21 protein-coding genes and 1 pseudogene are annotated in these 26,340 nt (G+C 74.7%); 10 read left to right on the plus strand and 12 right to left on the minus strand.

From position 1 onward, the window contains the following. Positions 1 to 225 precede the first annotated feature (225 nt). A complete protein-coding gene (locus tag ACZ7DL_RS26085; RefSeq protein ID WP_470777521.1) occupies positions 226 to 1,590 on the plus strand; it encodes an FAD-dependent oxidoreductase in 1,365 nt (454 codons plus the stop codon). 165 nt (positions 1,591 to 1,755) lie between these two features. Here ACZ7DL_RS26085 and ACZ7DL_RS26090 read toward each other — a convergent pair whose 3' ends face one another. Next, positions 1,756 to 2,760, minus strand: coding sequence for a hypothetical protein (locus ACZ7DL_RS26090; protein WP_470777522.1), 1,005 nt, complete (start codon positions 2,758 to 2,760; stop codon positions 1,756 to 1,758). Next, entirely contained in the window at positions 2,757 to 3,152 is a 396-nt protein-coding gene (locus tag ACZ7DL_RS26095) for a PadR family transcriptional regulator (RefSeq protein WP_470777618.1), read from the minus strand. Before ACZ7DL_RS26095 ends, ACZ7DL_RS26090 begins: the two co-directional genes overlap by 4 nt. Before the next feature lie 549 nt (positions 3,153 to 3,701). Here ACZ7DL_RS26095 and ACZ7DL_RS26100 point away from each other — a divergent pair. Next, on the plus strand, positions 3,702 to 5,012 hold the full coding sequence (locus tag ACZ7DL_RS26100) for a hypothetical protein (protein WP_470777523.1): 1,311 nt from the start codon (positions 3,702 to 3,704) through the stop codon (positions 5,010 to 5,012). 26 nt (positions 5,013 to 5,038) lie between these two features. Beyond that, positions 5,039 to 5,326: a DUF1232 domain-containing protein gene (locus tag ACZ7DL_RS26105; RefSeq protein WP_470777524.1), complete on the plus strand. Its 288-nt coding sequence runs from the start codon at positions 5,039 to 5,041 to the stop codon at positions 5,324 to 5,326. Between the two features lie 156 nt (positions 5,327 to 5,482). Here the strand turns inward: ACZ7DL_RS26105 and ACZ7DL_RS26110 are convergent, their stop codons facing one another. Further along, positions 5,483 to 6,736 (minus strand): hypothetical protein, encoded by a 1,254-nt coding sequence (locus ACZ7DL_RS26110; RefSeq protein WP_470777525.1) that lies wholly within the window; start codon positions 6,734 to 6,736, stop codon positions 5,483 to 5,485. Positions 6,737 to 7,042: 306 nt separating this feature from the next. On the opposite strand from ACZ7DL_RS26110, the gene ACZ7DL_RS26115 reads away from it, so the two are divergent. After that, the gene (locus ACZ7DL_RS26115) at positions 7,043 to 9,532 is read left to right on the plus strand and encodes a SpoIIE family protein phosphatase (protein WP_470777527.1); all 2,490 of its coding nucleotides are present in this window, start codon (positions 7,043 to 7,045) and stop codon (positions 9,530 to 9,532) included. 173 nt (positions 9,533 to 9,705) lie between these two features. After that, entirely contained in the window at positions 9,706 to 12,444 is a 2,739-nt protein-coding gene (locus tag ACZ7DL_RS26120; protein ID WP_470777529.1) for a SpoIIE family protein phosphatase, read from the plus strand. Between the two features lie 180 nt (positions 12,445 to 12,624). Here ACZ7DL_RS26120 and ACZ7DL_RS26125 read toward each other — a convergent pair whose 3' ends face one another. Both ACZ7DL_RS26125 and ACZ7DL_RS26130 read right to left on the minus strand, forming a co-directional pair. After that, on the minus strand, positions 12,625 to 12,861 hold the full coding sequence (locus ACZ7DL_RS26125; protein WP_470777531.1) for a hypothetical protein: 237 nt from the start codon (positions 12,859 to 12,861) through the stop codon (positions 12,625 to 12,627). 160 nt (positions 12,862 to 13,021) lie between these two features. Beyond that, positions 13,022 to 14,857, minus strand: a complete 1,836-nt coding sequence (locus ACZ7DL_RS26130) for a glycoside hydrolase family 15 protein (RefSeq protein WP_470777533.1) — start codon at positions 14,855 to 14,857, stop codon at positions 13,022 to 13,024. A 242-nt stretch (positions 14,858 to 15,099) separates the two neighbouring features. Between ACZ7DL_RS26130 and ACZ7DL_RS26135 the strand changes: the two genes are divergently transcribed. Further along, positions 15,100 to 15,306 (plus strand): hypothetical protein, encoded by a 207-nt coding sequence (locus ACZ7DL_RS26135; protein WP_470777535.1) that lies wholly within the window; start codon positions 15,100 to 15,102, stop codon positions 15,304 to 15,306. A gap of 121 nt (positions 15,307 to 15,427) precedes the next feature. Here ACZ7DL_RS26135 and ACZ7DL_RS26140 read toward each other — a convergent pair whose 3' ends face one another. The 5 genes and pseudogenes from ACZ7DL_RS26140 to ACZ7DL_RS26160 all read right to left on the minus strand — a co-directional run bounded on the left by ACZ7DL_RS26140 (position 15,428) and on the right by ACZ7DL_RS26160 (position 18,928). Next, positions 15,428 to 15,916 (minus strand): DUF5709 domain-containing protein, encoded by a 489-nt coding sequence (locus ACZ7DL_RS26140; protein ID WP_470777537.1) that lies wholly within the window; start codon positions 15,914 to 15,916, stop codon positions 15,428 to 15,430. Positions 15,917 to 15,999: 83 nt separating this feature from the next. Continuing rightward, a complete protein-coding gene (locus tag ACZ7DL_RS26145; RefSeq protein WP_470777623.1) occupies positions 16,000 to 16,191 on the minus strand; it encodes a hypothetical protein in 192 nt (63 codons plus the stop codon). Next, positions 16,177 to 16,297 (minus strand): annotated as a pseudogene (locus ACZ7DL_RS26150) (proteasome subunit beta); the annotation flags it as partial. The gene ACZ7DL_RS26145 and the pseudogene ACZ7DL_RS26150, both read right to left, overlap by 15 nt. A 106-nt stretch (positions 16,298 to 16,403) precedes the next feature. Continuing rightward, positions 16,404 to 17,351, minus strand: a complete 948-nt coding sequence (locus ACZ7DL_RS26155) for a lysylphosphatidylglycerol synthase domain-containing protein (RefSeq protein WP_470777539.1) — start codon at positions 17,349 to 17,351, stop codon at positions 16,404 to 16,406. Further along, positions 17,348 to 18,928, minus strand: a complete 1,581-nt coding sequence (locus tag ACZ7DL_RS26160) for a hypothetical protein (protein WP_470777541.1) — start codon at positions 18,926 to 18,928, stop codon at positions 17,348 to 17,350. The genes ACZ7DL_RS26155 and ACZ7DL_RS26160 overlap by 4 nt, the downstream gene beginning before the upstream one ends. Before the next feature lie 167 nt (positions 18,929 to 19,095). On the opposite strand from ACZ7DL_RS26160, the gene ACZ7DL_RS26165 reads away from it, so the two are divergent. Continuing rightward, the gene (locus tag ACZ7DL_RS26165; protein ID WP_470777543.1) at positions 19,096 to 19,479 is read left to right on the plus strand and encodes a BlaI/MecI/CopY family transcriptional regulator; all 384 of its coding nucleotides are present in this window, start codon (positions 19,096 to 19,098) and stop codon (positions 19,477 to 19,479) included. A 181-nt stretch (positions 19,480 to 19,660) separates the two neighbouring features. On the opposite strand, the gene ACZ7DL_RS26170 is transcribed toward ACZ7DL_RS26165, so the two are convergent. Together ACZ7DL_RS26170 and ACZ7DL_RS26175 are read right to left on the minus strand one after the other, a co-directional pair. Then, complete coding sequence (locus ACZ7DL_RS26170; RefSeq protein ID WP_470777545.1) at positions 19,661 to 22,033, minus strand: glycoside hydrolase family 65 protein; 2,373 nt, start codon at positions 22,031 to 22,033, stop codon at positions 19,661 to 19,663. Beyond that, a complete protein-coding gene (locus tag ACZ7DL_RS26175; protein ID WP_470777546.1) occupies positions 22,030 to 22,770 on the minus strand; it encodes an HAD family hydrolase in 741 nt (246 codons plus the stop codon). Before ACZ7DL_RS26175 ends, ACZ7DL_RS26170 begins: the two co-directional genes overlap by 4 nt. Positions 22,771 to 22,855: 85 nt before the next feature. On the opposite strand from ACZ7DL_RS26175, the gene ACZ7DL_RS26180 reads away from it, so the two are divergent. From ACZ7DL_RS26180 to ACZ7DL_RS26190, 3 genes are all read left to right on the plus strand, one after another. Next, positions 22,856 to 23,518, plus strand: a complete 663-nt coding sequence (locus ACZ7DL_RS26180) for a nucleoside/nucleotide kinase family protein (protein WP_470777548.1) — start codon at positions 22,856 to 22,858, stop codon at positions 23,516 to 23,518. 562 nt (positions 23,519 to 24,080) lie between these two features. Continuing rightward, positions 24,081 to 24,365 (plus strand): hypothetical protein, encoded by a 285-nt coding sequence (locus ACZ7DL_RS26185; protein WP_470777550.1) that lies wholly within the window; start codon positions 24,081 to 24,083, stop codon positions 24,363 to 24,365. A 92-nt stretch (positions 24,366 to 24,457) separates the two neighbouring features. Continuing rightward, positions 24,458 to 26,293: an ArnT family glycosyltransferase gene (locus ACZ7DL_RS26190; protein ID WP_470777552.1), complete on the plus strand. Its 1,836-nt coding sequence runs from the start codon at positions 24,458 to 24,460 to the stop codon at positions 26,291 to 26,293. Positions 26,294 to 26,340: the final 47 nt, after the last annotated feature.

A 26,340-nucleotide genomic window follows, 5' to 3' on the forward strand; every position in this document is an offset into this window, starting at 1 on the left:
CCCCCGGGACGACCGCCTCCGGCGGCTTGGCGTGTCCGCCTACCCCGCCCACCCCCCGCCGGCCCGCACCCGGCCCCGGCCCACCGGGGGCGGTATAAGCAAGTCACAGGAAGGTCATAAGAGCAGCTTATGAGGTCATAGAGCAGACCCCCGTACCAACTTAGGTGTGCCTTAGCTTAGGCTTCCTGATCAAGTCGCCCATTCGCGTTCGAAGGGAACCTGATCATGCCGCGCCCCCTGCGGGTAGCCATCGTCGGAGCCGGTCCCGCCGGGATCTACGCCGCCGACGCCCTGCTCAAGTCCGAGGTGGCCGCCGACCCCGGCGTGTCCATCGACCTCTTCGAGCGGATGCCCGCCCCGTTCGGCCTGATCCGGTACGGCGTCGCGCCCGACCACCCGCGCATCAAGGGCATCATCACCGCGCTGCACCAGGTGCTCGACAAGCCGCAGATCCGTCTGTTCGGCAACGTCGACTACCCGACCGACCTCAACCTGGACGACCTCCGCGCCTTCTACGACGCGGTGATCTTCTCCACCGGCGCGATGGCCGACCGCGCACTGTCCATACCCGGCATCGACCTGGACGGCTCCTACGGCGCCGCCGACTTCGTGTCCTGGTACGACGGCCACCCGGACGTGCCGCGCACCTGGCCGCTGGAGGCCGAGAAGGTCGCGGTGCTCGGCGTCGGCAACGTGGCCCTCGACGTGGCCCGCATCCTCGCCAAGACCGCCGACGAACTGCTGCCGACCGAGATCCCGCCGAACGTCTACGACGGTCTGAAGGCCAACAAGGCCGTGGAGATCCACGTCTTCGGCCGCCGTGGCCCGGCGCAGGCGAAGTTCAGCCCGATGGAACTGCGCGAGCTGGACCACTCCCCCAGCATCGAGGTCATCGTCGATCCCGAGGACATCGACTACGACGAGGGCTCGATCGAGACCCGGCGCGGCAACAAGCAGGCCGACATGGTCGCCAAGACCCTGGAGAACTGGGCGATCCGGGACGTCGGCAACCGCCCGCACAAGCTCTTCCTGCACTTCTTCGAGTCGCCGACCGAGATCCTCGGCGAGGACGGCAAGGTCGTCGGCCTGCGCACCGAGCGGACCGCCCTGGACGGCACCGGCAACGTCAAGGGCACCGGCGCCTTCAAGGACTGGGACGTCACGGCGGTCTACCGCGCGGTCGGCTACCTCTCCGAGAAGCTGCCCAAGCTGCCCTGGGACATCGAGTCCGGCACCGTCCCGGACGAGGGCGGCCGGGTGATCGAGGAGGGCGGCACCCACCTTCGGTCCACCTACGTCACCGGCTGGATCCGGCGCGGCCCGGTCGGCCTCATCGGCCACACCAAGGGTGATGCCAACGAGACCGTGGCCAACCTGCTGGACGACTTCGCCAACGGGCGGCTGCACACCCCGGACGCGCCCGAGCCGGAGGCCGTGGACGCCTTCCTCGCCGAGCGGAACATCCGCTTCACCACCTGGGAGGGCTGGTACAAGCTGGACGCCGCCGAGCGCGCCCTGGGTGAGCCGCAGGACCGCGAGCGCGTGAAGATCGTCGAGCGTGAGGACATGCTGCGGGAGAGCGGGGCGTAAGTCCCGGACCCGACAGGGCCCCAGGGGGCCGGCGCCGATGCGCCGGCCCCTTCTCCGTTCAGCCCTGCGCCGCCTGGACCGGGGGCCGGTCGGAGCCTGGACCGGGGGCACACCCGGTGGGTGGTCGGTTCAGCGCCGGTTTCAGCGCCGGCTTCAACGCTGGCTTCAGCGCCGGACGAGGTCGCGGCCGGCGACCACCGCCAGGGCCGCTGTCAGCAGGACGAGGGCCGCCGTCTGACCGAGGCCGCCGCCCAGGACCACACCGGCTCCGGGCACGTGCAGCCAGGGGTAGAGGGCCGCGATCCGCACCGCCAGGACGAGCAGGCCGAGCACCGCCAGGGCCAGGGCGGCCCCGGGAGGCGTGCGGTCCGTGCGCCGGGCGTGCCACAGCAGCCAGCCGAGGGCGACCACGACAAAGCAGGTGCCGGGCGCCCAGACCGTGTCCGCGACGGCGGGCAGCAGCACCACGGAACCACCGGTCACCACGCAGCCGGCCAGGAAGACCAGTCCCGGGGTGCCCGCGGGCAGGCGGGCCGGAGGCGCGTCCCGGTGCTGGGCGGCGCACAGCGCGAGCGCCGGCAGCCAGGCCAGCAGCGCGGCGGAGGTGTCGTACCACGGTATCCACGGCGCGGTTGCGTCTCCGGTGAGCGCGCCGGTCAGGGGCCACAGCGTGGGCAGGGCCGCGCCGAGCGCGCCGTACCGGGCGAGCCGGCGGTGGTCGTGGAGCAGGGCGAAGTAGGCGACCGTCCACAGCAGGGGCAGCGCCCAGGTGAGCACGGCGACGACCGTGTCGGTCGTGGTCCGTCCGGTGAACCCGCTGAGGAACATCTGCCGCCCCCGCGCACCGTGGGTGAATCCCCAGGTCAGCTCAAGGGCACGGTCCACGACCGCGGTGACGGCGTGCAGCAGCACCGCGAAAACGGCGAAGAGGCGGACGACGGAGCCGAGGAACGCGTACCCGCGGGGTGCCCCGGGCGCACCGAGCCGGCAGCGCAGGGCGAGCGCCGCGATGCTGGCCACCTCGCCGACTGTGGGCCGGCTCTGGTCCTGGGCGTCGCGGTCGAGGCCCCACAGGTACGTCTCGACCATCTCCTCCTCCCGCTCACGCCGGTAGTAGGCGGGGAGCAGGCGCAGGACGGCGCGGTAGCGGGCTTCCAGCAGCGTGGTCATGCGTAGCCTCCCGCGAGTCCGGGTGTGGTGGGGGGTTCGAGGCCGGCCGGGCCCTCGGCGGCGGGGCGGGCCGGGGCGCCGGCCCGGCGGCCGGCGGCGATGCGCCGCTTGGCGGCCCCGGCGCCGGCGGCCATGCGCTCGGCCTCCGCGTCGAGCGCCGCCACGCCCTCGTCGGTGAGCCGGTAGTAGCGCCGCAGCCGGCCCTGCTGCACCTCTTCCCGGTCCAGCACGATCAGGCCGTCCGCGGTGAGCCGGTCCAGCACGCCGTACAGCGTGCCGACCCGCAACTGGACCTCCCCGTCGGACAGTTCCTCCACCTCGCGCAGGATGCCGTAGCCGTGCCGCGGCTGGTCGGCGAGCGCGGTGAGGACGAAGAACGCCGCCCGGGTCATGCTCTTCGGTGTCATGGAGCCATGATATATCGGCTGCCGATATATATCGCGGGAGTGGTACGGGTGGGACGGGTCGGCGTGTCATGGGGTGCGCCGGCTGTCCCGGGCGGGGCGGGTTCGTTCGGGGCGCGCATGGGGAGCGAAGAGCGTTCGGGACGTATGGAGGGTGAAGCGGATCCGCAGGCGCGGGGGGAAAGCGGATCCCGCAGGCGCGGGGAGGGGAAGCGGATCCGGCAGGCGCGGGGGGTGAAGCGGATTCGTGAGGACACGGGGAGGGGGCGAAGCGATCCGGGGGGTGAACGGGGTCCGCCCCTAGCGGATGGACGGGCGGGCCCCGTTCGCCGGACCATTGTGGGTCCGCGTGCGGCGGGCGGGCACGGGTGAACCGCGGTCACCTGATGCGCAGCGCGCACGCCCCGGGCGTGCGGCGCGCACCCCGTGCGCTGGACGCACACCCGGACGACGCGCGGGGCCGGGCCCCGGCCGACGGATCGGCCCGCCGAACGGTGATACTGGGAGACGCACCCGCCCCCATCAGCAGATTGGCTCATGTCGAACTCCGCCACCGACCACGCCACCATCCCGCAGACCCTCTGGGCGGCCCGGGGCCGCCACACGGGTCCCGCTCCCGAGGACGTCGTCCGCCGCACCCTGCGCCGGCGCAAGGAGAACGGGGACATCGACGACTTCGCCGAGCCGCCCGCGGCCGGGGACCCGGCCCCGCAGATCTTCGAGGCACGCTGGCGGGCCGGCGGCACGGTGACCGTGCGGGCCCGGCTCACCCTCGTACCGCGTCGGGACCGGCCGCAGGGGCACGAGTGGCGGCTGGTCGCGGAGGCGGAACAGCCGTGGGACGACGCGTGGCCCTCTCCTGCAACCCTGTTCTGGCCCGAGGGCGGCTCGGGCGAAGGCGACTCGGGCGAGGGCGGCGACGGCTTCTGGGACCATCACGCCACGGTCGCCGGTCTGCGCTTCCGGCAGGTCAACGCGCTGCCCCAGGACGACAAGGAGATGCGGCGCCGGCTGCGGGACGCGGCCCGCGAGGCCTGGTGCGTGAACGTCGTCGTGCACGAGGCGATGACGCCGGACGAGCGGGGCCGGCTGCCGCTGACGGGTCTGCTGCCGGCCGGCCTGAGGCACCGGGTGATCGAGCACCGGGCCGCCCCGCAGCAGCTGCGCGCCGTCAACTGGGCGCTGAAGGACCTCGGCGTGGAGGTGCCGCGCGGCGGCGCGGTGCTGCTGCCACCGGATCCGGCGCCGGAGGACTACGACGGCCGGGACCACAGCGTGCGCAACGTCTTTCTGGACGGCACCGAGCCTGCCGAACTCGTCGCGGCCCTGCGCAACTTCGTCGCCCTGTCCCGACCCCTGCCGCGGGACGCCGAGGAGGCACTGACCGACCTGCGCGAGAACTGGACCCTGTTGACCCTTCAGGAGCAACTGGAGCGCGAGCGGCGGCTGGTCGCCATGTACGCCGAGGCGCTGGAGGCGATGACGAAGTCGCGGGACCTGTACAAGCAGGCCGCCGAGCAGGCGCTGGAGGCGCTGGCCGCCTACCGGGACGTCCCCGCGCCCGCCGTGCCGCAGCAGCGGCCCGGCTCCCGGACACCGGGCGCGCTCCAGCAGCTGACGCGGACGTTCGAACGGCTCAAGCTCACGGCCAAGAGCCGGCAGCAGCCGGCGTCCCCGTCGGACGCCTCGCCGCACGCCACACCGGCCGGCGACGCGCGGGAGAACGACGTGCGGAAGGACGACGCGCGCGAGGACGACGTGCGGAAGGACGACATGCGGGAAGACGACGTGCGGGAGGACGACGGCACGGGCGCCGCCGGCGGCGAAGCGGAGGACCGTTCGGCGTAGCGCTCCGGCACGGAGAGGGAGCCAGGATGGACACGACCACGACTCTGCTGGTGATCGGGGCCGTCGTCGCGGCGGTGCTGCTCGCCGTCGCCGTCGGTCTGCTGGTACGGCTGGTGCGGGCCCGGCGGACGCTGCGGCAGGCCGGGCTGCCGACGGGGCCGCGGTGGGTGTTCTGGGGTGCGGTCGCGTATCTGCTGCTCCCCGTCGACCTGCTGCCCGACCCGGTCTACCTGGACGACATCGGCGTCCTGCTCCTCGCTCTGCGCAGCCTGCGCGCCGCCCGGCCGCTGCCGCGGGAGACGACCGCGCCCTGACCGGCCGCCGCCGCATCCTGGTGCGCTGCGGTGGGTGTTCACCGGCATCCCCGGTTCCCCGACGACCCGGGACGCGACGCGGTCGTCGACGTGATGCGCCGGCCCCGCCCCTCCCGGCCGGGCCGGGCCGAGCCGAGCCGAGCCGCAGTGACGGTCTCAGCGGCCGTCGCCCGCACGGGTGCCACGCCTCGTCAGCCCGGTGCACAGGACCGTCAGGGCCGCGAGCGCCGCTGCCGCGGCCACCGTGCCGGCGAGCCAGGGCGGAGCCAGGGCCGCCGCCTCCAGCCGGGCCGTGGCCGGCAGGCCGAACCGTCCGCCGAGCATCTGCCCGGCGGCCAGCACCGCGGTGACCCCGACGGCGGCCGTCGCCGCGACGAGCCGGGCCGACGCCGCCCGCGAGGTGAGGGCGAGGGCCAGCAGACCGCAGAGCGCCGAGGCGAGCAGGGTGGCCCCGAAGGCACCGCGGGACAGCCCGGCCCAGTAGCGCGGGGCGTGGGCCACCCCGCACAGGACCATCAGCAGCGCGGCACCCCGGCCGTCCCACACGCACACCGCCGGAGCCAGGCCGTCCGCGGCCCGCCTCCGATCCGCCGGCCGCTCCTTGCGGTTCCGCTTCCTGGTGGACCGGACATCGGCGAACCGGACATGGGAGGGCCGGACATCGGCGGGCTTGTCCTTCGCGGGCCGGACCTGTGGGCTCGGCGCCGCCGCTGCCGCTGCTGCCGTCGCTCCGGCCTGGGGCGCGGACCACCCGTCGGCGGGCTCCGGGCTCGCCGGCTCGGGCGGCGGGCGCTCGCTGCTCGCCCGGTCCGCGGCCAGCCGGGTGATCAGCTCGGCGAGTTCCTCGACGGGCCGGTGGACGGCCACCGCCCGCACCGCCGCCTCCCCGCAGTGCGGTTGCACCGGGTTGCGGTGCAGCAACTGCATCAGCCGGGAGACGTCCTCCAAGGGGCGGCGCTCGGCGGCGGCCCGGATGGCCTCGTCGGCGCTGCCGGTGTCCCGCGGCGGCCTGGTCAGCAGGGTCACCAGGCGGGTGACGTCCTCCACGGACCGGTCGACCCCGACCGCGCGCAGCGCGTCGGCCGTGGTCCGTGCGTGCTCGGGTGAGCGCTCCAGCAGGGTGATGAGCCGGATGACGTCCTCCAGCGGCCGGTCGGCTACGGCCGCGCGGACCAGGCCGTGCAGAGGATCGCCGTGCAGGGGACCGCCGTGCAGGGGACCGCCGTGCAGGGGACCGCCGTATGAACTCTCCTCCGCGGGCTTCTCCGCGGGGGAGGTGTCGGGAGGTTCCCCGGCAGGCCGCAGCGGCAGGGTGAGGAGCTGGGGGGACGGGGTGGGGACGCCGGTGGCGGCGGGTGCCGGAGGTATCAGCGAGTCGTCGGGACGGGAGGACGAAGAGCGGGTGGTCATCTCGGCTCCAGGAGAAGGGTGCGGCCGCACCTGCGCCCCCGTATGCGGCCGCGGCATTACGCAGTCCATTACTAGGAGCGGGGCCGGGGCCTCGCCACTCGGGCGCGGCACTGGTGTGAGGCGATCCGGTGGCGATCCGGCGGCCCCTCCCCCGCCTCCCACCACCGGCACCCGTTGCGCACCCTCGGGCCCGCGCCCCTGCGGCCCGTGCCCTCGTCGCCGCCCCTCCCAGGTGCGTTCCGCGCGTCCGGAGGCGCATTCTTGCTGTGTCATCCACCCTGAGGCGCACGGGACGAGGTAGGGCCGATGGCGGGGAGCGGCGAGCAGGGGGGTCGCGCGCAGGCCCAGCTGGCCGCGCTGCTGACCGACGCCTGCACCGGTGCCCTCGGCGCGGCCGGCGGCCGGGTGGCGGGGGTGTATCTGCGGTCCGGCACCCCGGGACTGCTGCGTCTGGCGGTGATCGTGGGGCTGCCCGGCCCGCTGTTCAGGCCCTGGTGGCGGCTGCACGTCGACCGTCCGTTCCCCGTCGCCGACGCCTACCGGCTCGGCGTCCAAGTCGTGCTCCCGAACGCCACCGAGACCATGCGCCGGTATCCGCAGTTCGCGGCCGGTCTGCCGTTCCCGTTCGGGTCCGTGCACGTGCCGGTGCCGGGCGGTACCGAGCCGCTGGGGGTGCTCACCGTGCTGTGCCCGGCGGGGACGGACAGCGCCGACGAGTTCCCCGACCGGGAACGGCTCGCCCGGCTCGCCGAGGGGCTGGGCGCGGAACTGCTCGGCCTGGTCGACGGCGACGAGAGCGCGGTCTTCTGGGAGGGGGAGCCGCAGTGCGTGCGGCCGCCCGCGAGCCGGCCCGCGCGGGCCGCCCTGGGACGGTTCAGCTGGGACCCGGCGACCTCCGCGGTGCGCGCCGACGACCGGCTGCACGCACTCCTCGGTCTGCGCCCGGGCGAGTTCGCGGGGACGGCTCGGGCGCTCGCGGACGCCGTGGCCCCGGACGACGCGCACCGCGTCCTGGCCGCGCTGCGCGACGCGGCCGCCGGGGTGCCGCCCGGCGCGCCGCTGAGCCTGCGGGCCCAGGACGGCACCCCGCGGCTGCTGGACCTGTGGCCGGCCGGTGCCGACGCCGTCGGTCCGGCGGTGGGCGGGGTGGTGTTCGACCCCGGTCCGGCCGTCTCCGCGGACGGTGCGGCCGACCTGCTGCCCCAGGGCGTGTTCTGCCTGGACCGGATGGGGCTGATCGTGTACGTCAACCCGGCCGCGGCCCGGCTCGCGGGCCGGGAGCGGGAGTGGCTGCTCGGACGCCCGCTGTGGGAGGCGATGCCCTGGCTGACCGGGCCGCCGTACGACGATCACCTGCGCGGCGCCCTGCTCTCGCCCGAGGCGGTGCACTTCCACGCACAACGGCCGGCCGAAGGCCGGGACGCACCCGGTGAGGGCGACTGGCTGGCCGTGTCGGTGCATCCCGGCACGGACCTGCTGACCTGCACACTCGTCCCGGCCACCCGCATGGATCCCACGGCGCAGCCGGTCACCGACGCGCACGTCCCGGAGGAGGGCGGCCGTGCGATCGCGCCGCTGTACCGGCCGATCGCGCTGGCCATCGCGCTGACGGACGCGGTGACCGCCCGGCAGGTGTCGGCGGTGGTCATGCAGGAGCTGCTGCCCGCGTTCGGGGGCCGGCGGCTGGCCATCTACCTGCTCCAGGACCGGCATCTGTACCTGGCCTGGGAGACCGGGTTCCCGCAGGGCTTCCTCGCGCCGTTCGACGGCGTCGGCCTGGACGCGCGCATCCCGGGCGTGGAGACCCTGACCACCGGCCGGCCGCTGTTCTTCGAGTCCATGCAGCAGATCGCGGCGTCCTATCCGGGCCTCGCGCTCGACGCCCACGAGGGGGCCCGTGCCTTCCTGCCGCTGATCGCCTCGGGCCGGCCGGTGGGCTCCTGCATCCTCGGCTTCGACCGCCCGCGCAGCTTCAGCACGGAGGAGCGTACGGTCCTCACCGCGCTCGCCGGGCTGATCGCGCACGCGATGGAGCGGGCGCGCCGCTACGACAGCGAGGCGGCCCTGGCTCGGGGGCTCCAGCAGGCTCTGCTGCCGCGCCGGCTGTCGACGCACCCGGGGGTGGAGACCGCGGGCCGGTATCTGCCGGGCACCCAGGGCATGGACGTGGGCGGCGACTGGTACGACGTGGTCGGGGCCGGGGACGGGCTCGCGCTGGTCATCGGTGATGTGCAGGGGCACGGGGTGCAGGCGGCGGCCACCATGGGCCAGCTGCGCAGCGCCGTCCGGGCGTTCGCGCTGGGCGACCGGCCGCCGGACGAGGTGCTGAGCGGCACGAACCTGCTGCTCATCGACCTCGACCCCGGCCAGTTCGCCAGCTGCTGCTATCTGCGCCTGGACCCCGCGACCGGCCTGGCGCGGATCGCCCGGGCGGGTCATCCGCCGCCGGTGCTGCGCTGCCCCGACGGCCGGACCCGGCTGCTGGACATCCCGGGCGGTGTCGTCCTCGGCGTGGACCCGCAGGCCCGGTACCCGGTGACCGAGCTGCTGCTGGAGCCGGACGCGATCCTCGCCCTCTACACCGACGGCCTGGTGGAACGGCCCGGCGCGGACATCGACGAGGGCATCACGGCGCTGCGGCTGGCGCTGTCCGGGGCCGGTGCCGCCGCCGGCCGGCCCGGCGGACGGTCCCTGGCCGACGTCGCCGACCGGCTCACGGCGACCGCCCGGCAGGCCGCCGACCGCCCCGACGACGTGGCCCTCCTCCTCGCCGCCCGCCGCACGGCACCCGCGTGACAGCCGGTGACCGCGCCTGACCGCACCCGGCCGTGCCCGGCCGCCCCGCAGCGGCGGACGGCAGGGGGCAGGCCGCCGCAGCGGCGCGGCCGGCCCCCTGCCGTCCGATCGGCCGTCGCCCGCCTCGGGCGACGGTCTCGCCGGATGGAGCCGGGCAGTGTAGACATGGGCTCATGGTGCGACTGCCCGGCCGGCCCGCGACTAGGCCGCTCCGTTCCCTCGGGCACCCGCGCGCACCGCACGTCCCACCGCGGCTGGAACGCGGTCCGGGCGCCAGCCGGCCGGGGGTGCTGCGGTCGGCGGTGACCGGGCGCAGCGTGGCCGGGCAGGTGTTCCTGCTCCAGGTGGTCATCGTGCTGCTGCTGGTCGTGTCGGCCGCGGTGGCCCAGGTGCTCCAGGTGCGGCACGACAGCGATGTCGAGGCCACCAACCGCTCCCTCGCCGTGGCCGAGACGTTCGCCAACGCGCCCGGCACGGTCGCGGCGCTGCGCTCCGCGCATCCGACGGCCCTGCTCCAGCCGAAGGCGGAGGCCGCCCGCAAGGCGACCGGCGTGGACTTCATCGTCGTGATGAACACCGACGGCATCCGCTACACGCACCCCAAGACCGACCGCATCGGCAAGAAGTTCGTCGGCACCATCGCCCCGGCCCTGGCCGGCGGCACGGTCACCGAGCACATCACCGGCACGATCGGCCCGCTGGTGCAGGTCGTGGTGCCGGTGAAGGACGCGGCCGGCAAGGTGGTGGGCCTGGTCTCGGCCGGGATCACCACCGCCCACGTGGGCGGCGCCGCCGACCAGCAGCTGCCGCTGCTCCTCGCCGCGGCGGCCGCCGCGCTCGCCCTGGCCACCGCGGGCACGGCCCTGGTCAGCAGACGGCTGCTGCGCCAGACGCGCGGGCTCGGGCCGTACGAGATGACCCGGATGTACGAGCACCACGACGCGGTGCTGCACGCGGTCCGGGAGGGTGTGCTGATCGTCGGCGGTGACGGCCGGCTGCTGCTGGCCAACGACGAGGCGCACCGGCTGCTGGACCTGCCCGCGGACGCCGAGCGGCGCAACGTGCTGGAGCTGGGTCTGGACGACGAGACGGCGGGGCTGCTTGCCTCGGGGCGGGTCGCCACGGACGAGGTGCACCTGGTCAAGGACCGCCTGCTGGCGATCAACCAGCGGCCCACGGACCTGCGCGGCGGCCCGCCCGGCAGCGTCACCACGCTGCGCGACTCCACGGAGCTGCGCGCCCTGTCCGGCCGCGCGGAGGTGGCCCGGGAGCGATTGAACATGCTGTACGACGCCGGGGTGGGCATCGGCACCAGCCTGGACGTGACCCGTACCGCGGAGGAGCTGGCACGGGTGGCGGTGCCCCGGTTCGCGGACTTCGCGACCGTGGACCTGTTCGACGCGGTGCTGAGCGGTGAGGAGCCGCGGCCGGGGACGGCGCTGCGCCGCTCGGCCTGTGTGGGCGTCCGCAAGGACGCCCCGCTGTACCCGGTCGGCGAGCGGATCCGGTTCGTGGCCACCTCGCCGCAGGCCAGGGCGCTGACGACCGGGCAGTCGGTCGTGGTGCCGCGGCTGCGGGAGGAGCCCGGCTGGCGGGCGCAGGATCTGGAGCGGACCGACCAGGTGCTGGCGTACGGCATCCACTCGCTGGTCACCGTGCCGCTGCGGGCGGGCAGTCTGGTGCTGGGCGTGGCGAACTTCTGGCGGGGGGAGAAGCCGCAGCCGTTCGACGCCGAGGAGCTGGCCCTCGCGGAGGAGCTGGTGGCGCGGGCGGCGGTGTCCATCGACAACGCCCGCCGGTACACCCGCGAGCACAGCATGGCGGTCACCCTCCAGCGCAGTCTGCTGCCGCGTTCCCTGCCCGAGCAGGGCGCCCTGGAGATCGCCTACCGCTATCTGCCGGCCCAGGCCGGGGTGGGCGGCGACTGGTTCGACGTGCTGCCGCTGTCCGGTGCCCGGGTGGCCCTCGTCGTCGGCGATGTGGTGGGCCACGGGCTGCACGCGGCGGCGACGATGGGCCGGCTGCGCACGGCCGTGCACAACTTCTCGTCGCTGGACCTGCCGCCGGACGAACTGCTCGGCCTGCTGGACGAGCTGGTCGGCCGGATCGACCAGGACGACACCCCGGCCGAGGAGGCGGCGGTGGTGACGGGCGCGACCTGCCTGTACGCGATCTACGACCCGGTGTCCCGGCTGTGCACCATGGCCCGGGCCGGGCATCCGCCGCCCGCGCTGGTGGGTCCGGACGGCGGTGTGGACTTCCCGGACGTGCCCGCGGGTCCGCCGCTGGGCCTGGGCGGGCTGCCGTTCGAGACGGCGGAGCTGGAGCTGGCGGAGGGCAGCCGGCTGGTGCTGTACACCGACGGGCTGGTGGAGGACCGGGAGCGGGACATCGACGAGGGGCTCGGCCTGCTGTGCGACGCCCTGCGCCGGACGCCGGGCGCCTCCCCGGAGGACACCTGCCGTACCGTGCTGGACCGGCTTCCGGCACGGCCGAGCGACGACGTGGCGCTGATCGTCGCCCGTACCCGGGTGCTGGGCGACGACCGGGTCGCGCAGTGGCAGGTGCCGTCCGATCCGGCGGCCGTGTCGGAGGTGCGGGCCTCGGTGACCCGGCGGCTGGCCGACTGGGATCTGGACGAGCTGGCGTTCACGACGGAGCTGATCCTGAGCGAGTTGGTCACCAACGCCATCCGGTACGGGCGCGGCCCGATCGGGGTACGGCTGCTGCGCGACCGCACCCTGATCTGCGAGGTCTCCGACCGCAGCACGACCTCGCCGCATCTGCGGTACGCGGCCGGCACCGACGAGGGCGGCCGGGGACTGTTCCTGGTGGCCCAGCTCGCCGGGCGCTGGGGCACCCGGTACACCCCGCACGGCAAGGTGATCTGGGCGGAGCAGTCGCTGCCCTGAGCGGTGCGGGACCGGCCGGCGCCGGGAGGCTCAGGGCATGACGCGGGGCCCGGCGGGCGCGGACGCGCGGTCCGCCGTGCCGGCCCGCTGCCCCTCAGGGTGCGTGGTCGGACGGCGGCCGGACACGCCCGGTCCGCCGGGCCCTTCCCGGAGTTCCCGGTTCGCCTGAGCGAGGCGGAATCAGCCGCCGTTCAGCCGCGAGCGCAGCAGCTGCTTGCCCAGTTCGGCGCCCTTGCGGCTGTCGGCCTGGGCCTTGCGGAACAGGTCCGCGACTTCGCTGTCCTTGTCTCGCTCGGCGTCCTGGATGTACTGCTCCAGTCGCAGGGCGTTGCTCAGGCACGCCTCGACGTACCAGATGAGGTTGTAGTCCTTGTCGCGGGTGCCGGTGACGTCGCCGGTCTCGCTGGTGCTGGTCATCCGGGGTCTCCTCCTTCTGTCGACCCTGTGCCGATTCGCTTGGGCCCCCCGGGTACCCGTGCGACCTGCGGACACACCGACCGATCGGGGGACAGTCGGCCACTCGTCGGGCACCGCGCCGAAGCGGGCGCCGGGGGCGGGGCGGGACGGGTGGGAGGATTCAGCCGAGGGCGCGGTCGAGGTTGAACGCGGCGCTGATGAGGGACAGGTGGGTGAACGCCTGCGGGAAGTTGCCCTGTTGTTCGCCGGTGCGGCCGATCTCCTCGGCGTACAGGCCGAGATGGTTGGCGTAGGTGAGCATCTTCTCGAAGGCGAGCCGGGCTTCGTCGAGCCGGCCGGCGCGGACGAGTGCCTCGACGTACCAGAAGGAACAGATGGAGAAGGTGCCTTCGTCGCCGCGGAGTCCGTCGGGGCTGGCCTGCGGGTCGTAGCGGTAGACGAGGGAGTCGGAGACGAGGTCCTCGGTGAGGGCGTCCAGGGTGGACAGCCACTTGGGGTCGGTGGGGGCGATGAACTTGGCGAGCGGCATCATCAGCACGGAGGCGTCGAGGACGTCGCTGTCCTCGTACTGAACGAAGGCGCCCCGGCGCTCGGACCAGCCGCGGTCCATGATCCGCCGGTAGATCGCGTCCCGGGCCTGGCGCCAGCGCCGGTGATCGGCGGGCAGCCCGCGGTGGTTGGCGAGGCGGATGGCGCGCTCGATCGCGACCCAGCACATCAGGCGCGAGTACAGGAAGTTCTTGCGGCCGCCGCGGGTCTCCCACACGCCCTCGTCGGGCTGGTCCCAGTGGTCGCAGACCCACTCGACCAGGCGGCACACGTCGTCCCACTGTCCGCTGGAGATGGGCTGCGCCCACTTGTCGTAGAGGTAGATGGAGTCGATCAGGGCGCCGTAGATGTCGAGTTGGAGCTGGTCCACGGCGGCGTTGCCGACCCGGACGGGTGCGGAGCCCTGGTGCCCTTCCAGATGCGGCAGATCGCGTTCCGGCAGGTCGGTGCGGCCGTCGATGCCGTACATGATCTGAAGCGGGGCGGGGGCGGAGCCGTCGCAGGGGGTGATGTGCGTGGTCACGAACCTCATGAACCCCTCGGCCTCGCCGCTGAAGCCGAGCCTGAGCAGTGCGTAGACGGCGAAGGCGGCGTCGCGCACCCACACATAGCGGTAGTCCCAGTTCCGCTCACCGCCGAGCTGCTCGGGCAGGCTGGTGGTGGGCGCGGCGACGATGGCGCCGGTGGGGGCGTAGGTGAGGAGCTTCAGGGTGAGGGCGGAGCGGTGCACCATCTCGCGCCAGCGGCCCCGGTAGCGGGACTGGTGCAGCCATCTGCGCCAGTAGACGACGGTGGCGTTGAACTCCTGCTCCGCCTCGGTGTGGGCGCAGCCGCGGGGCCTCACCTCGTCGTCGAGCTGGTCGACGGCGAAGACGGCCGTCTCGCCCTCGCTCAGCTTGAAGTCGGCCCGCGCGTCGCGGTCGTCATTCTCCATCGCGATGGTGGAGGTGAGCGCGAGGGACCGCTCCGGGGACTCGAACAGGATCACGCCGTCCAGGGAGCGCAGGGTGTGCGGGTCGGCGCCGTAGTTGAAGCGCGGGGCGATCAGGGCCCGGAACGGCACGGTTCCGCGGACGCACACCACACGCCGGATCAGCCGGTGGCGGCGCACCTCGCCCGGGCTTTCGCAGCAGACGGGCATGAAGTCCTGCACCTCGCCGACGCCGTCCTCCGTGAAGAAGCGGGTGATCAGCACGTTCGTGTCGGGGAAGTAGAACTGCTTGGTGCGCGCCGGTACGGAGGCGGCCAGCTCGAAGCGGCCGCCGCGCTCGGCGTCGAGGATCGCCGCGAAGACGCTGGGGGAGTCGAAGGAGGGGCAGCAGTACCAGTCGATCGTGCCGTTGGTCCCGACGAGGGCGACACTGCGCAGGTCGCCGATGAGTCCGTGCTCGGCGATGGGCAGGTAGCGGGCGCTGGGGGCGTCCTGGGCGAACGGCGTCGCAGCCATCGGCGACCTCCCGGTGGTTTTCCCTGCTTGCGGCGGGTTTATCCGCTTGCGAGGCGTTTTCCAGTGTGCGGGGTGTTTTCCAGCTTAGAAGCGAGTGGTTTCCTGTGGCGTGGGAAGGCGCTCGTCACCCGCCCCCGAGGCGCTTCCGGATGCAGGGTGCGCCGCGGGGGGCAATGGTGAGAGTGTGCCCCGTTCGGCGGCACCGGCACGGATGCGGTCATCCGGACCGAGGAGGAGGCATCATGTCGACATCCACACCTGGAGAGTCCCGTATGGCGGACGACGTCTGCACCCCGGACGCCCTGCTCCACTCCGCACCCTCGAGGGATGTCACCCCCGAGGACCTGGTGATGGCGGCGGGCAGGGACGTCACACCGAAGACCCTCGACTGGGCGCGGCGCAAGCTGGAGTCGGAGGGCCCGGCGGCCATCGAGAAGCTGCTGCCCTAGGGCGATCCGGGGAACGACAGACGTAAGCGAACGGGGAGACCGGCCGGGCACGAGCGTGCCCGGCCGGTGTCGTACCCGCTCGCCGTCGCTTCGTCCGCGGGCCCGGCCCTGCGGGCTCGGTCTACTCGGGCAGGGCCGTCTCGTCCGGTACGACATGGACCGCCGCTTCCTCCGCCCCGGCCGCTCCCCCGTCGATGCCCACGTCCTGGGCGATCTCTTCCTTGACGGTGTCCGTGTGGGCGCCCTCGTCCGGGGCGACCAGGCGGCCGGCGCGGGACTCGCCCGCCTCGGGGTCGACCGGTTCGCCCTCGCCGCCGGGCAGGTCACCGACCTCGTCGCCGGCCGGTGGGGTCACGTCCGGGATCTCCTGGCCGAGCCGTTCGTCCAGGGTCTCCCCCGCGTGCTGCTCGGCTGCGGTGGTGCCGTACTTGGTGACGCCCAGGGGGCGTTCGGGCGGGGAGTAGCCCTCGTCCAGCATGTCGTCGTAGGTGCGTTCGTCGAGCGCGTCCTGGAGATCCAGGGGGCCGGCGTCCTCCTGCTCCTCGTTGGTTCCGGTGGGCTGGTAGGCGTCGTCCGCCATCGGCGTCTGCTCCGGCTGCTGGTCGCTCATCGTCGCCTCCTTCTCGGCTCGCGGGCGGTCCCGATCCGCGTTTCCCGTGGCCGGATCGTTAACCCCGCCCAGCCGCGAACGGATCAGTCGGCGGACTGCTCGGCCAGGTACGCCGTCCACTTCTCCTCGGCACGGCCCGTCTTGCGCACCGGCAGGGCGACGGCCGCGGACCGGGAAAGCCCGGCCCGGTCCGGGTCAGACGGTGGCGTGCGGTCCGTCCGGGCGGTCGGCGCGCCGGCGGACCGTCTCGCGGCTGAGTTGTAGAGCCGCACCATGTCGAGGGCGAGCCCGACGGTGCCGGCGAAGGCGACCGGTGTGCTCGTCGGCGGGGTGCACCTTCTCCAGATCGCGCTGGGCGATCAAATTGCCCCTCGTGGCCCGGCTCGGCAGGCCGGCGCTGTCGTGTCCCGAAATGGCTCCCCCTCCTGTCTCCCCTGTCCGTATCCGACTCCTACCTGAACCGGGCGGCCGGGAAGTTCTCCGGCCCTCACAGGGCCTTGCGCCGCACCAGCACCCAGAGCACCAGCAGACCGGGAAGCAGCGGCAGCCACACGGTCAGCAGCCGATAGCCGAGCACCGCTGAGGCGGCAGCGGCGCCGGAGGTGCCGGCGGCGGTGAGGGCGAGGGCGAGCGCGGCGTCCAGGGAGCCGAGGCCGCCCGGGGTGGGCAGCAGGGCGGCGGCGCTGCTGGCGGCGAGGTACAGCAGGGCCACCTGGAGCGGGGCGAGCGGCAGCCCGACGGCCCGGGTGACGGCGATGAGGACCAGCGCGTGCAGCGCGGCGAAGGCCAGCGAACCGCCCCACAGGGCCGCCGCGCGGGCCGGACAGGCGTGCAGCGCGCGGATGTCGGCCAGTACGGCACCCAGCCCGCGCCGGCAGCGCGGCCACCAGGGCGTGACGAGCAGGACCGCCACGAGTGCGGTGGCGCCCAGGGCCGCGGCGAGTGCCGTCGGCGGGACGTGCGGGACGCGGAGCAGTCCCGGGCAGACCGGGGCGAGCAGCGCGATCAGCGTCAGCCGGACGGCGGCGCCCGCGGTCGCCTTGACGGCGAGGGCTGTGGCCGCGCGCCCGGCCGACAGCCCGCAGCGCATCAGGAACCGCAGGTTCACCGCGCCCGCGCCGATTCCCGCGGGCAGCAGGTGGTTGGCGGCGGAGGCGGCGAACTGGGCGGCCGCCAGCCGGGGGCCGGGCAGTCTCGCCACGACGGCGCCCTGCTGGGCGAGCGCGGAGGCCGCCCAGGTGCCGACGGCCGCCGTCGCGCCGACCAGCAGCCAGCCGTGGTCGGCGACCGCCAGCCGCCCGGCCCCGCTCTCCACGGCGGGCCAGTGCCGGCGGGCCAGGTACAGCACGCCGAGCAGCACGGCGAGGCAGACACCGGCGTGCCAGTAGGCGCGCCGCCGGCCGAGGGCCGCGGTGAGTTCCGCCGGGGAGGTCATGAGCCGGTGTCCGGTACGACGTAGTAGAGCCGCACCCGGCCGACGGGTACGGAGGCCCAGTCGCGGGCGTATCCGGGTGGCCCGGCGCCCGTCGGCACCAGCGTGGCGACCGGCATCCGCCGGGCGGCCCGGGTGATGCCCTCGTCGGTGGTGTTGGCGTTGGGCCCGGCCGTCGCGGCCGAGGAGCAGCCGGCGGCGAAGGCGACCGGGATGGCCTCGTGACCGGTGAGCAGGCAGGGCGGCCGGACGCCGTGGCGGTGCAGCTCGGCCACGGTACGGGACCAGGACCGGTGGGCGATGTCGGCGTTGCGGACAGTCCGCAGGACGACGGCGAGCTGCACGGCGAGGTGGGCGACGAGCCCGGCGCAGACCAGCGCGACGACGATCGGGCGGGGGACGGCACGCCGGGCCGGGCGGGGAAGCGTGCGCCGGCCCTGGTGCGCGACCGGGTGCCGAATACGGTGCCGGGCCGGACGACCGGCCGAAGGCTGTCCCGGACTCCCGGCCGGACGCCGGGCCGTCAGCAGGTGGAGCAGCGCGTCGGCGGCCGGGATGGCGAGGAGGGCGTAGGCGGGGAGCAGGAAGCGGGGGGCCGCGTAGCCGATCAGGAACAGGTAGGGGAAGGCGGCGGTCGCCGCGCAGGCGAGCGCCGTCGCCGTGGCCGCCGTACGCCGGGCGCGGACGGCGACGGCCAGCGCGAGGCCGGCGAGCAGCGGCAGCGCGAACCACCAGACGCTGAGCACCGGGTGCGGCAGGGCGCCGGTGCAGGGTCGGCACAGGGTCCGCCCGCCCAGGCTGCGCAGCTGGTCCACGACGGCGAGGTGCCAGCCGAGGCCGCCCTGGATCGCGGAGCCGTCGGACAGCCGGCGCGCCAGGCCGCCGTAGCGCGCGAACGCCTCGACGACCCACTCGGCGACACCGCCGGCGAGCCCGGCGAGCAGGACGGGAGTTGCGGGCCGGTGGCGGCGCGCCAGACCGAGGGCGAGCAGGGGCAGGGCCGCCCAGACCGCGTCCACCGGCCGCATCCACGCCATCAGGGCCGCGCTCGCCGCCAGGCCCCACAGCGCGGCGCGGTCGGTACGAGCGCGCAGGAAGCAGGCGACGGCGGCCAGGGCGCCGACGGCGACCCAGTAGTTGGGCATGGCCTGGGGGCCGTAGAACAGGGTCACCCACAGCGAGGCGAACAGGGCACCGGCAAGGGCGAGGACGCGGACGGGGAACAGACCGCGCCAGGCACGCAGCGCCAGGAAGAGGGCGAGGCCGGACAGGAGGGCGAGGTAGATCCGCAGCAGCGCCGTGGACGACGACCAGGACGCGACGGGTGCGACGAGCAGCGTGATGCCCCGTGCGCGGGGCGCGCTGAAGAAGGCCGCGGGAGCGTGTCCGCTGACCTGGCTGACGTACACGGTCTCGTCCCAGCCGAGGCCCAGGCCGGGCGGTACGAGGAGGAGTTGGGCGAGGGTGAAGATCCCGGCGACGGCCGCGAGCGGCCAAGTGGCGCGCGCGGTACCGGCGGACGTGTGGCGCGAGCGCTCACGGCTCGCCGCACCGAGTGTCGCGTGGGCACTGCCGGCCATGTCCGCCCCTCCGTCCCTACGACCCGTAGGGCCCGCTGTCCACACTGAGCCTCCAGGGCTGAGGACGGGAGCAGCGGAGAACACGGCCAAACTAACGCGAATCCCCCACCCGGGCCCGGCCGGTAGGGCCATCCGGCCGACGGCCCTACGCGCTGTAAGGTTGAGCCATGGCTGGCACAGGGGCCCGCGGCAGGGCAGAGCGGCGCAGTGCCGGGGAGCTGGAGAGCGAGGTGCTGGCCGCACTCTGGGCCACCGAGCGGCCGCTGACCCCGGCGGAGATCCAGCACGAGATCGGCGGCGGTCTCGCCTACAACACGGTCCACACGATCCTCAAACGCCTGTACGACAAAGGGCTGGTGCTGCGGGACGCCGACGGGCGGCGCGGCGCCTACCGGCCGGCCAAGAACGCGGCCGAGCTGACCGCCGAGGCGATGCACGAGGCCCTGGACCGGGGGCCGGACCCGATCGCCGCGCTCCAGCAGTTCGTCACCGGGCTGAGCGCCGAGGAGGAGCGGGCGCTGCGCGAGCTGCTGGCCGGTGGCGGCGCGTGAAGGAGCGGGCGCTGCGCGAGCTGCTGGCCGGTGGCGGCCCGTGAAGGCGCCGGGGGCCGCCGCGCCCCGCCCGGGCCTGCCCGCGGATGCGGCCCGGTCTGCCCGCGGCGGCCCGGCCGCCCGTCGAACGAGGCCCGGTGCCGACGGGCGTGTGTTCACCGGCCCGGTGCCCGGGCGTCGCTCACCCGCCCTGCGGCGCCGGGCCCGCGTTCGGCGCGCGGTGGAGCGGCTGTTCCGGGGCGGGGCTGTGGGCCAGGGGCGGTACGGCCCGCACGGCCGGCTCGTCGGTGCTGATCGTCAGCGGCTCGCCATGGTGGCGGAGCGTCAGCGGCGGGCCGTCCAGCAGCTGGTAGGTCGCCTTGTCCGCACCGATGTCCACGCGCAGCCGGCGTCCGCGGAACTGGAGGTGGAAGGCGAGGCGGCGCAGCCGCTCGGGCAGCCGGGGCGCGAACCGCAGCCGCTCGCCGTCGCGCCGCATGCCGCCGTAGCCGGCGACCAGCGCCATCCAGGTGCCGGCCAGCGAGGCGATGTGCAGCCCGTCCCGGGTGTTGTGCTCCAGGTCCTGGAGATCCATCAGCGCGGCCTCGGCCGTGTAGGCGTAGGCGAGGTCCAGATGGCCGGTCCGCGCGGCTATGACGGCCTGGCAGCAGGCGGACAGGGAGGAGTCGCGCACGGTCAGCGGCTCGTAGTAGGCGAAGTTCCGGGCGATCTGCTCCTCGTCGTACTCCTGCTCGAAGTAGTCGCCGCACGTGTACATCGCCAGGACCAGGTCGGCCTGCTTGACGACCTGTTTGCGGTAGAGGTCGAAGTAGGGGAAGTGAAGCAGCAGCGGGTACTGGTCGGGGCGGGTGCCGGCGAAGTCCCAGCGCTGGTAACGGGTGAACCCGGCATGCTGTTCGTGGACGCCGAGTTCGTCGTTGTAGGGCAGGTGCATGGCGTCGGCGGCGTCCCGCCAGGCCGCGCTCTCCTCCTCGTCCACACCGAGCCGCCGCGCCTCGCGCGGGTGGCGTTCGGCCGCGTCGGCCGCGGCCCGCAGGTTCTGGCGGGCCATCAGGTTGGTGTAGGTGTTGTCGTCGGCGACCGCGCTGTACTCGTCGGGACCGGTGACGCCGTCCAGGTGGAAGACGCCGTGCCGGTCGTGGTGGCCCAGCGAGCGCCACAGCCGGGCCGTCTCCACCAGCAGCTCCACACCGGTCTCCCGCTCGAAGTCGGTGTCGCCGGTGGCCTCGACGTACCGGAGGACGGCGTCGGCTATGCCGGCGTTCACATGGAAGGCGGCGGTGCCGGCCGGCCAGTAGGCCGAGCCCTCCGGGCCGGCGATGGTCCGCCAGGGGAACGCGGCTCCGGCGAGCCCCAGTTGAGCCGCGCGTTCCCGGGCCTCGTCCAGGGTGTTGTACCGCCAGCGCAGCGCCTCGGCGACGGCCTGGGGCGCGGTGTGGGCGAGCACGGGCAGCACGAACATCTCGGTGTCCCAGAAGGCGTGCCCGTCATAGCCGGAGCCGGTCAGTCCCTTCGCCGGGATCGCGCGTTGCTCGGCGCGGGCCCCGGCTTGAAGGACGTGGAACAGCGCGAACCGGACGGCCTGCTGGATCTCCTCGTCGCCCTCCACCTCGACGTCGGCGCGGGCCCAGAAGTCGTCCAGGCACGCCCGCTGGTCGGCGAGCAGGCCCTGCCAGCCGTCGTGCGCGGCGGCGGCGAGCGCGGCGTCGACCTGGTCGGCCATCGCGGGCAGCGACCGGGCGCCGGACCAGCCGTGGGCGACCAGCTTCTCCACCCGCAGGGTCTGGCCGGGCTCCAGCACCGAGGTGACGGTCAGCCGGGCCACGTCGATGCCGCTCTCGCTGCGGCGGGTGGTGCGCTCGGGGCCGGTGACCACGTGGTCGGCGGCCACGGCGACCCTCAGGCCGCTGCGCCGGGTGCGGTGCACCAGCCGCAACCGGTCGCCGGAGGCGAAGCCGTCCTCCTGTTCCAGCGGCGACTTCAGCGCCTTCGCCGCGCGCGGGTCGCCGTCCGGCTCCGGCAGGCTCTCGTTGGCGACCAGCTCGGACTGGATCACCACCCGGCTGCGGCTGCCGACGGCCTCCACCTCGTACGCCACCGCGGCCACCGCGCGCTGGGTCAGCGACACCAGCCGGGTGGAGCGGACCCGGACCGTGGAGCCGGCCGGGGAGGTCCACTCGCAGGTCCGCTCCAGCACCCCGCGGCGCAGGTCCAGGACGCGTTCGTGGGCGACGAGCCGGCCGTAGCGCAGATCGAACGGCTCGTCGTCCACCAGCAGCCGGATGACCTTGCCGTTGGTGACGTTGATGACCGTCTGCCCGGACTCCGGGTAGCCGTAGCCGGCCTCCGCGTACGGCAGCGGGTGCACCTCGTGGACGCCGTTGAGGTAGCTGCCGGGCAGCCCGTGCGGTTCACCCTCGTCCAGGTTGCCGCGCCAGCCGACGTGCCCGTTGGACAGGGCGAACACCGACTCGCTCTGGGCGAGGACATCGAGATCGAGGGCGGTCTCCCGGACGGTCCACGGTTCGACGGCGTACGAGCGGTCGGTGATCACTGCTTGCCTCCCAGTTCGGCGAGATCCCGGACGACGATGTCGGCGCCGTGCGCGTACAGGGCGTCACGCTGGCCCACCCGGTCCACCCCGACGACGTATCCGAAGCGGCCCGCACGGCCCGCGTCCATGCCGGCCAGCGCGTCCTCGAAGACGGCCGCGCGGGCCGCGTCGACGCCCAGGTCGCGGGCGGCGGCGAGGAAGGTGTCGGGGTGCGGCTTGCCCGGCAGCTTGCGCTCGGCGGCGACCAGACCGTCGATGCGTACGTCGAAGAAGTGCTCGGCGCCCACGGAGCGCAGCACGTCCCGGCAGTTGGCGCTGGAGGAGACGATCGCGGTGCGCAGCCCCGCGGCGCGGACCGCCTCCAGATAGCGCAGCGTGCCCTCGTACGCCTCCACACCGCCGGTGCGGATCTTCGCGAGCAGCAGGTCGTTCTTGCGGTTGCCGAGGCCGTGCACGGTCCGGGCGTCGGGCGGGTCGCCGGGGCCGCCCTCGGGCAGGTGGATGCCGCGCGAGGCGAGGAAGGCGCGGACGCCGTCGGCGCGGGGGCGGCCGTCGACGTACTCGTCGTAGTCGGCGCCTGCGTCGAACGGCCGTCCCTGCTCGCCCTCGTAGTCGCGCAGGAACGCGTCGAACGTCTCCTTCCAGGCCGCCGCGTGCACGACGGCGGTCTTGGTGACGACCCCGTCGAGGTCGAAGAGACAGGCCTGGATGGTGTCGGGCAGACCGAGCTGAGTCATACCCAGGACTGTTCCCCGTCGGCGGCACTCCAGTGGGTGGCGCACGCCACACACGCGGCGCGCGGGCGGTGCCACACTCTCTCGTGTGCCGCTGACCTTCGAGGACCTTCTCACCCGCGCCCGCGCGCTGCCCCGCGACGGCCGCCGTGCCCTGCTCGGCATCGCGGGCGGGCCCGGCGCGGGCAAGACCACGCTGGCCGAGCGCCTGGTGTCCGCCCTGAACGGCGACGGCCCGGCCTGGGCCGCGCACGTGCCCATGGACGGCTTCCATCTCGCCGACGCCGAACTGGACCGGCTGGGCCGCCGGGACCGCAAGGGCGCGCCGGACACCTTCGACGCGGCCGGGTACGCGGCGCTGCTGCGGCGGCTGCGCGAGGAGACCGACGAGGTGGTGTACGCGCCGGGGTTCGAGCGGGTGCTGGAGCAGCCCCTGGCCGGCGCGATCCCGGTGCCGCCCGAGGCGCGGCTGGTGGTGACCGAAGGCAATTACCTGCTGCTGACGCGGGGCGCGTGGGCACGGGTGCGGCCGTACCTGGACGAGGTGTGGTTCTGCGAGACCGCCGAGGAGGAGCGGATCCGCCGGCTGGTCGCCCGGCACGAGGAGTTCGGCAAGGAGCACGCGGCGGCCGTGGCCTGGGTGCGGGGCACGGACCAGCGCAACGCCGACCTGGTCGCGGCGACGCGGAAGCGGGCGGACCTCGTGGTGCAGGACACCGCGCTGCCCGCGCCGCCGGTGCCGGAGCTCTGACGCTCAGGCGCTCAGGCGCTCAGGCGCTCAGGCGCTCAGGCGCTCAGCGTCCGTGCGGGTTCGCCGTGCGCGCCGCCCACCGGGTCGACCAGGTGGCGTCGGCCCTCGTCCGGGTCGCCGTAGCCACGCAGGTCGCCGTAGCCACGCGGGTCGGCGGCGAGGGCGGAGGCGGCCTGTTCCCTTCACCCGTCGCACACGCGCCGGACGCCGGATTCTCCCCGGCGGGACACGAACCGGCCCTGGATACGCACCCGTTCCCCCCTCCTCGTCACATGCCTCTCCCGGGACCGCGCAACTTCGCACCGGGGCAGGGGCGTTCCCGAAGAACCCTTTCCGAGAGGCACAGGCATGCCGTCATCTGCCGGGCACCGCTCCCCCGTACTGAACCGGCGCGGGCTCCTCACCAGGTCGCTGACCGCGTCGGCGGGGGTGCTCGCCGTGCCGGCCGTCGCCGCCTGGCTGCCGGCGGCCGACGCGAAGGCCGCGGCCGCACCGGCCGCGTTCGTGGACACCTACCGGACCGACGTCCTCGCCGACCTCACGCGTCGCCGGGCGACTGCGGGTGCGCGGCGCGTACGCCCCGCACGCGGGCACGGTGGAGGTCACCCTGCGGCCCGGCCGCAGGGCGCCGCTGGCGGTCGGGCACCGGGCCGTGCTCGGCGACGCGGCCGTGCCGGCGCTGCGGCTGGACACCGAACGGCCGCCGGCCGCGGGCAGCACCCTGCCGGTCCTGGCCGCGCCCCGGCCGGCCGGGCGGTTCGAGCGGCTCGAGGTGAACCCCGGCGGGCTGCGGTCCGTACCCGTGTACACGGCAGAAGGTCTGTCGGTACGACTCGTGCGGCGGTGACGCCCGCGGGGGCGGGAGCGGTGCGACAGTAGGGCCGTGATCCGGCCCCCGAGCCCTCCCGCCACCGCGCGGCCGGTGCCACCGAGGGACGGATGATGGCGCGCGAACAGCACCCGGTCCTCACACCCGAGGCGCCCGCCGCGGGGCCGGTGGGGCAGCTCCCCGCCGGCCTGGCCGCCGGGCTGCGCCGGCACCGGCGGTGGCTGCTGCCGCTCCTCGTCGCCGTGCTGCTGGCGCAGCTGGCCGCGGCCATGGTCACCACGGCCGTCCAGCAGACCCCCACCATCGACGAGCCGGTGTACGTCGCGACGGCCACCGACTACCTGCACGAACACCGGCTGCGCTACAACCCCGAGCATCCCCCGCTCGGGAAGCTGCTGATCGCCGCCGGGGTGGCGGTGGCGGACCCGCACTACGACCCGTCGTACACCGGCACCCAGGGCGACGTGGGGCGGCATCTGCTGTACGAGTCGGGCAACGACCCCTGGCGGCTGATGCTGTGGGCGCGGCTGCCGGTCATCACGCTGACGCTGCTGGGCGGGCTGGTCGCGTTCGCGTTCGCCCGGGACCTGACGGGCACGGCGGGCGGACTGCTCGCGCTCGCCCTGTACGCCTTCTCGCCCGATGTCGTCGCACACGGCTCGCTGGCCACGCTGGACATGGCGGCGACCGCCTTCGTCCTGACCTCGGCCTGGCTGGCCTGGCGGGCCCGGCGCCGTCCCGCCCGGTACCTGCCACTGGCGGGGGCGGCGCTGGGCGCGGCCCTGGCGACCAAGATGAGCACGCTGCCGGCGGTGCCGGTCCTGATGGCACTGGCAGCGGTGTCGACCGTGCACGCCGTGCGCCCCGGCACGGCGTCGCGGCGAACTGATCCGTTCGCACCGTCCTCCGGCGGGTGCTCGCGACGGGCCGGCCCGATCGCCCGGTTCCGGGGGGCCCGGGGATCGCGCGCGGTCCCGCGGCCGGGCCGGCCGGCGTTCCCGCAGCTCGCCGGCCGGCGGCGGACCGTGCTGGCGGCGGGCGCCGGCGCGGTGGTCGTCGCGCTGGTGGCGGTCGTCGTCGTATGGGCCGCGTACACGGCCGTCGACCCCCGGCTGCGGTTCGTGCCCGCCGAGCCGGTGCCGGACGTGGCCGGACTGCGCGGGCGGCTGGTGGAACTGCTGCCGCTGCCGCCGGCGTACCGGGCCGGGATGCGGGTGCAGTTCGGGCTGGAGGACCACCCCTGGCAGGGCTATCTGTTCGGGCACCTGTACACCGGTTCGCTCTGGTACTACCTGCCGGCCGCCCTGCTGGTGAAGACGCCGCTCGGGCTGCTGGCACTGGGCGGGGCCGGTGCCGTGGCGGTCGTGGCGCGGCGGCGCACCCGGCCCGCGGCGCCGTATCTGCTGCTGCCGCCGGCGGTGCTGCTGGCGGCGGCGATGACGGGATCGCGGGACTTCGGCACCCGGTACGCGCTGTTCGTGCCGGTGTTCCTCGCGGTGGCGGCGGCCTGCGCGCTCGCGCCGCGGCCGCGGTGGAACAGGCTCCTCACCGGCGCGCTGGTGCTGTGGGTGACGGTGAGCTCGCTGCGCACGTTCCCGTACTACCTGCCGTACGCGAACGAGGCGTTCGGCGGGCCGGCGCACACCCACCGGCTGCTGCACGACTCCAACGTGGACTGGGGACAGGACCTGGGGCGGCTCGCCGACCGGCTGAGGGAGCGGTATCCGGGCGAGCGGGTGTGGCTGGTGTACAAGGGCAGCGGAGTGCCGTCGTCCTACGGCATCCGCGCCGCCGATCCGCGGACGGTGCCGCCGGACCGGGTGCACGGGCTGCTGGTGGTGTCGGACTCGGCCGCCGCCAAGGCGCGCGGGAGGCTCGCCGAGCTGATCGCGAGCAGCCGGCCCGTCGGTGAGGTGGGCCATTCGATCGGTCTCTGGCGGCGGTGAGCCCGGCGCCTCAACCCCCTGGTCACGGCGGTCGGTGAGCTATGTTG

It is taken from the genome of Streptomyces sp. NPDC036984 (assembly GCF_055607665.1).

What these genes read in the sequence shown, in the direction of transcription:
- ACZ7DL_RS26085 (WP_470777521.1), top strand. Translation starts at nt 226, where the DNA reads ATGCCGCGCCCCCTGCGGGTAGCCATCGTCGGAGCCGGTCCCGCCGGG.
- ACZ7DL_RS26090 (WP_470777522.1), bottom strand. Translation starts at nt 2,760, where the DNA reads ATGACCACGCTGCTGGAAGCCCGCTACCGCGCCGTCCTGCGCCTGCTC.
- ACZ7DL_RS26095 (WP_470777618.1), bottom strand. Translation starts at nt 3,152, where the DNA reads ATGACCCGGGCGGCGTTCTTCGTCCTCACCGCGCTCGCCGACCAGCCG.
- ACZ7DL_RS26100 (WP_470777523.1), top strand. Translation starts at nt 3,702, where the DNA reads ATGTCGAACTCCGCCACCGACCACGCCACCATCCCGCAGACCCTCTGG.
- ACZ7DL_RS26105 (WP_470777524.1), top strand. Translation starts at nt 5,039, where the DNA reads ATGGACACGACCACGACTCTGCTGGTGATCGGGGCCGTCGTCGCGGCG.
- ACZ7DL_RS26110 (WP_470777525.1), bottom strand. Translation starts at nt 6,736, where the DNA reads ATGACCACCCGCTCTTCGTCCTCCCGTCCCGACGACTCGCTGATACCT.
- ACZ7DL_RS26115 (WP_470777527.1), top strand. Translation starts at nt 7,043, where the DNA reads ATGGCGGGGAGCGGCGAGCAGGGGGGTCGCGCGCAGGCCCAGCTGGCC.
- ACZ7DL_RS26120 (WP_470777529.1), top strand. Translation starts at nt 9,706, where the DNA reads ATGGTGCGACTGCCCGGCCGGCCCGCGACTAGGCCGCTCCGTTCCCTC.
- ACZ7DL_RS26125 (WP_470777531.1), bottom strand. Translation starts at nt 12,861, where the DNA reads ATGACCAGCACCAGCGAGACCGGCGACGTCACCGGCACCCGCGACAAG.
- ACZ7DL_RS26130 (WP_470777533.1), bottom strand. Translation starts at nt 14,857, where the DNA reads ATGGCTGCGACGCCGTTCGCCCAGGACGCCCCCAGCGCCCGCTACCTG.
- ACZ7DL_RS26135 (WP_470777535.1), top strand. Translation starts at nt 15,100, where the DNA reads ATGTCGACATCCACACCTGGAGAGTCCCGTATGGCGGACGACGTCTGC.
- ACZ7DL_RS26140 (WP_470777537.1), bottom strand. Translation starts at nt 15,916, where the DNA reads ATGAGCGACCAGCAGCCGGAGCAGACGCCGATGGCGGACGACGCCTAC.
- ACZ7DL_RS26145 (WP_470777623.1), bottom strand. Translation starts at nt 16,191, where the DNA reads ATGGTGCGGCTCTACAACTCAGCCGCGAGACGGTCCGCCGGCGCGCCG.
- ACZ7DL_RS26155 (WP_470777539.1), bottom strand. Translation starts at nt 17,351, where the DNA reads ATGACCTCCCCGGCGGAACTCACCGCGGCCCTCGGCCGGCGGCGCGCC.
- ACZ7DL_RS26160 (WP_470777541.1), bottom strand. Translation starts at nt 18,928, where the DNA reads ATGGCCGGCAGTGCCCACGCGACACTCGGTGCGGCGAGCCGTGAGCGC.
- ACZ7DL_RS26165 (WP_470777543.1), top strand. Translation starts at nt 19,096, where the DNA reads ATGGCTGGCACAGGGGCCCGCGGCAGGGCAGAGCGGCGCAGTGCCGGG.
- ACZ7DL_RS26175 (WP_470777546.1), bottom strand. Translation starts at nt 22,770, where the DNA reads ATGACTCAGCTCGGTCTGCCCGACACCATCCAGGCCTGTCTCTTCGAC.
- ACZ7DL_RS26190 (WP_470777552.1), top strand. Translation starts at nt 24,458, where the DNA reads ATGATGGCGCGCGAACAGCACCCGGTCCTCACACCCGAGGCGCCCGCC.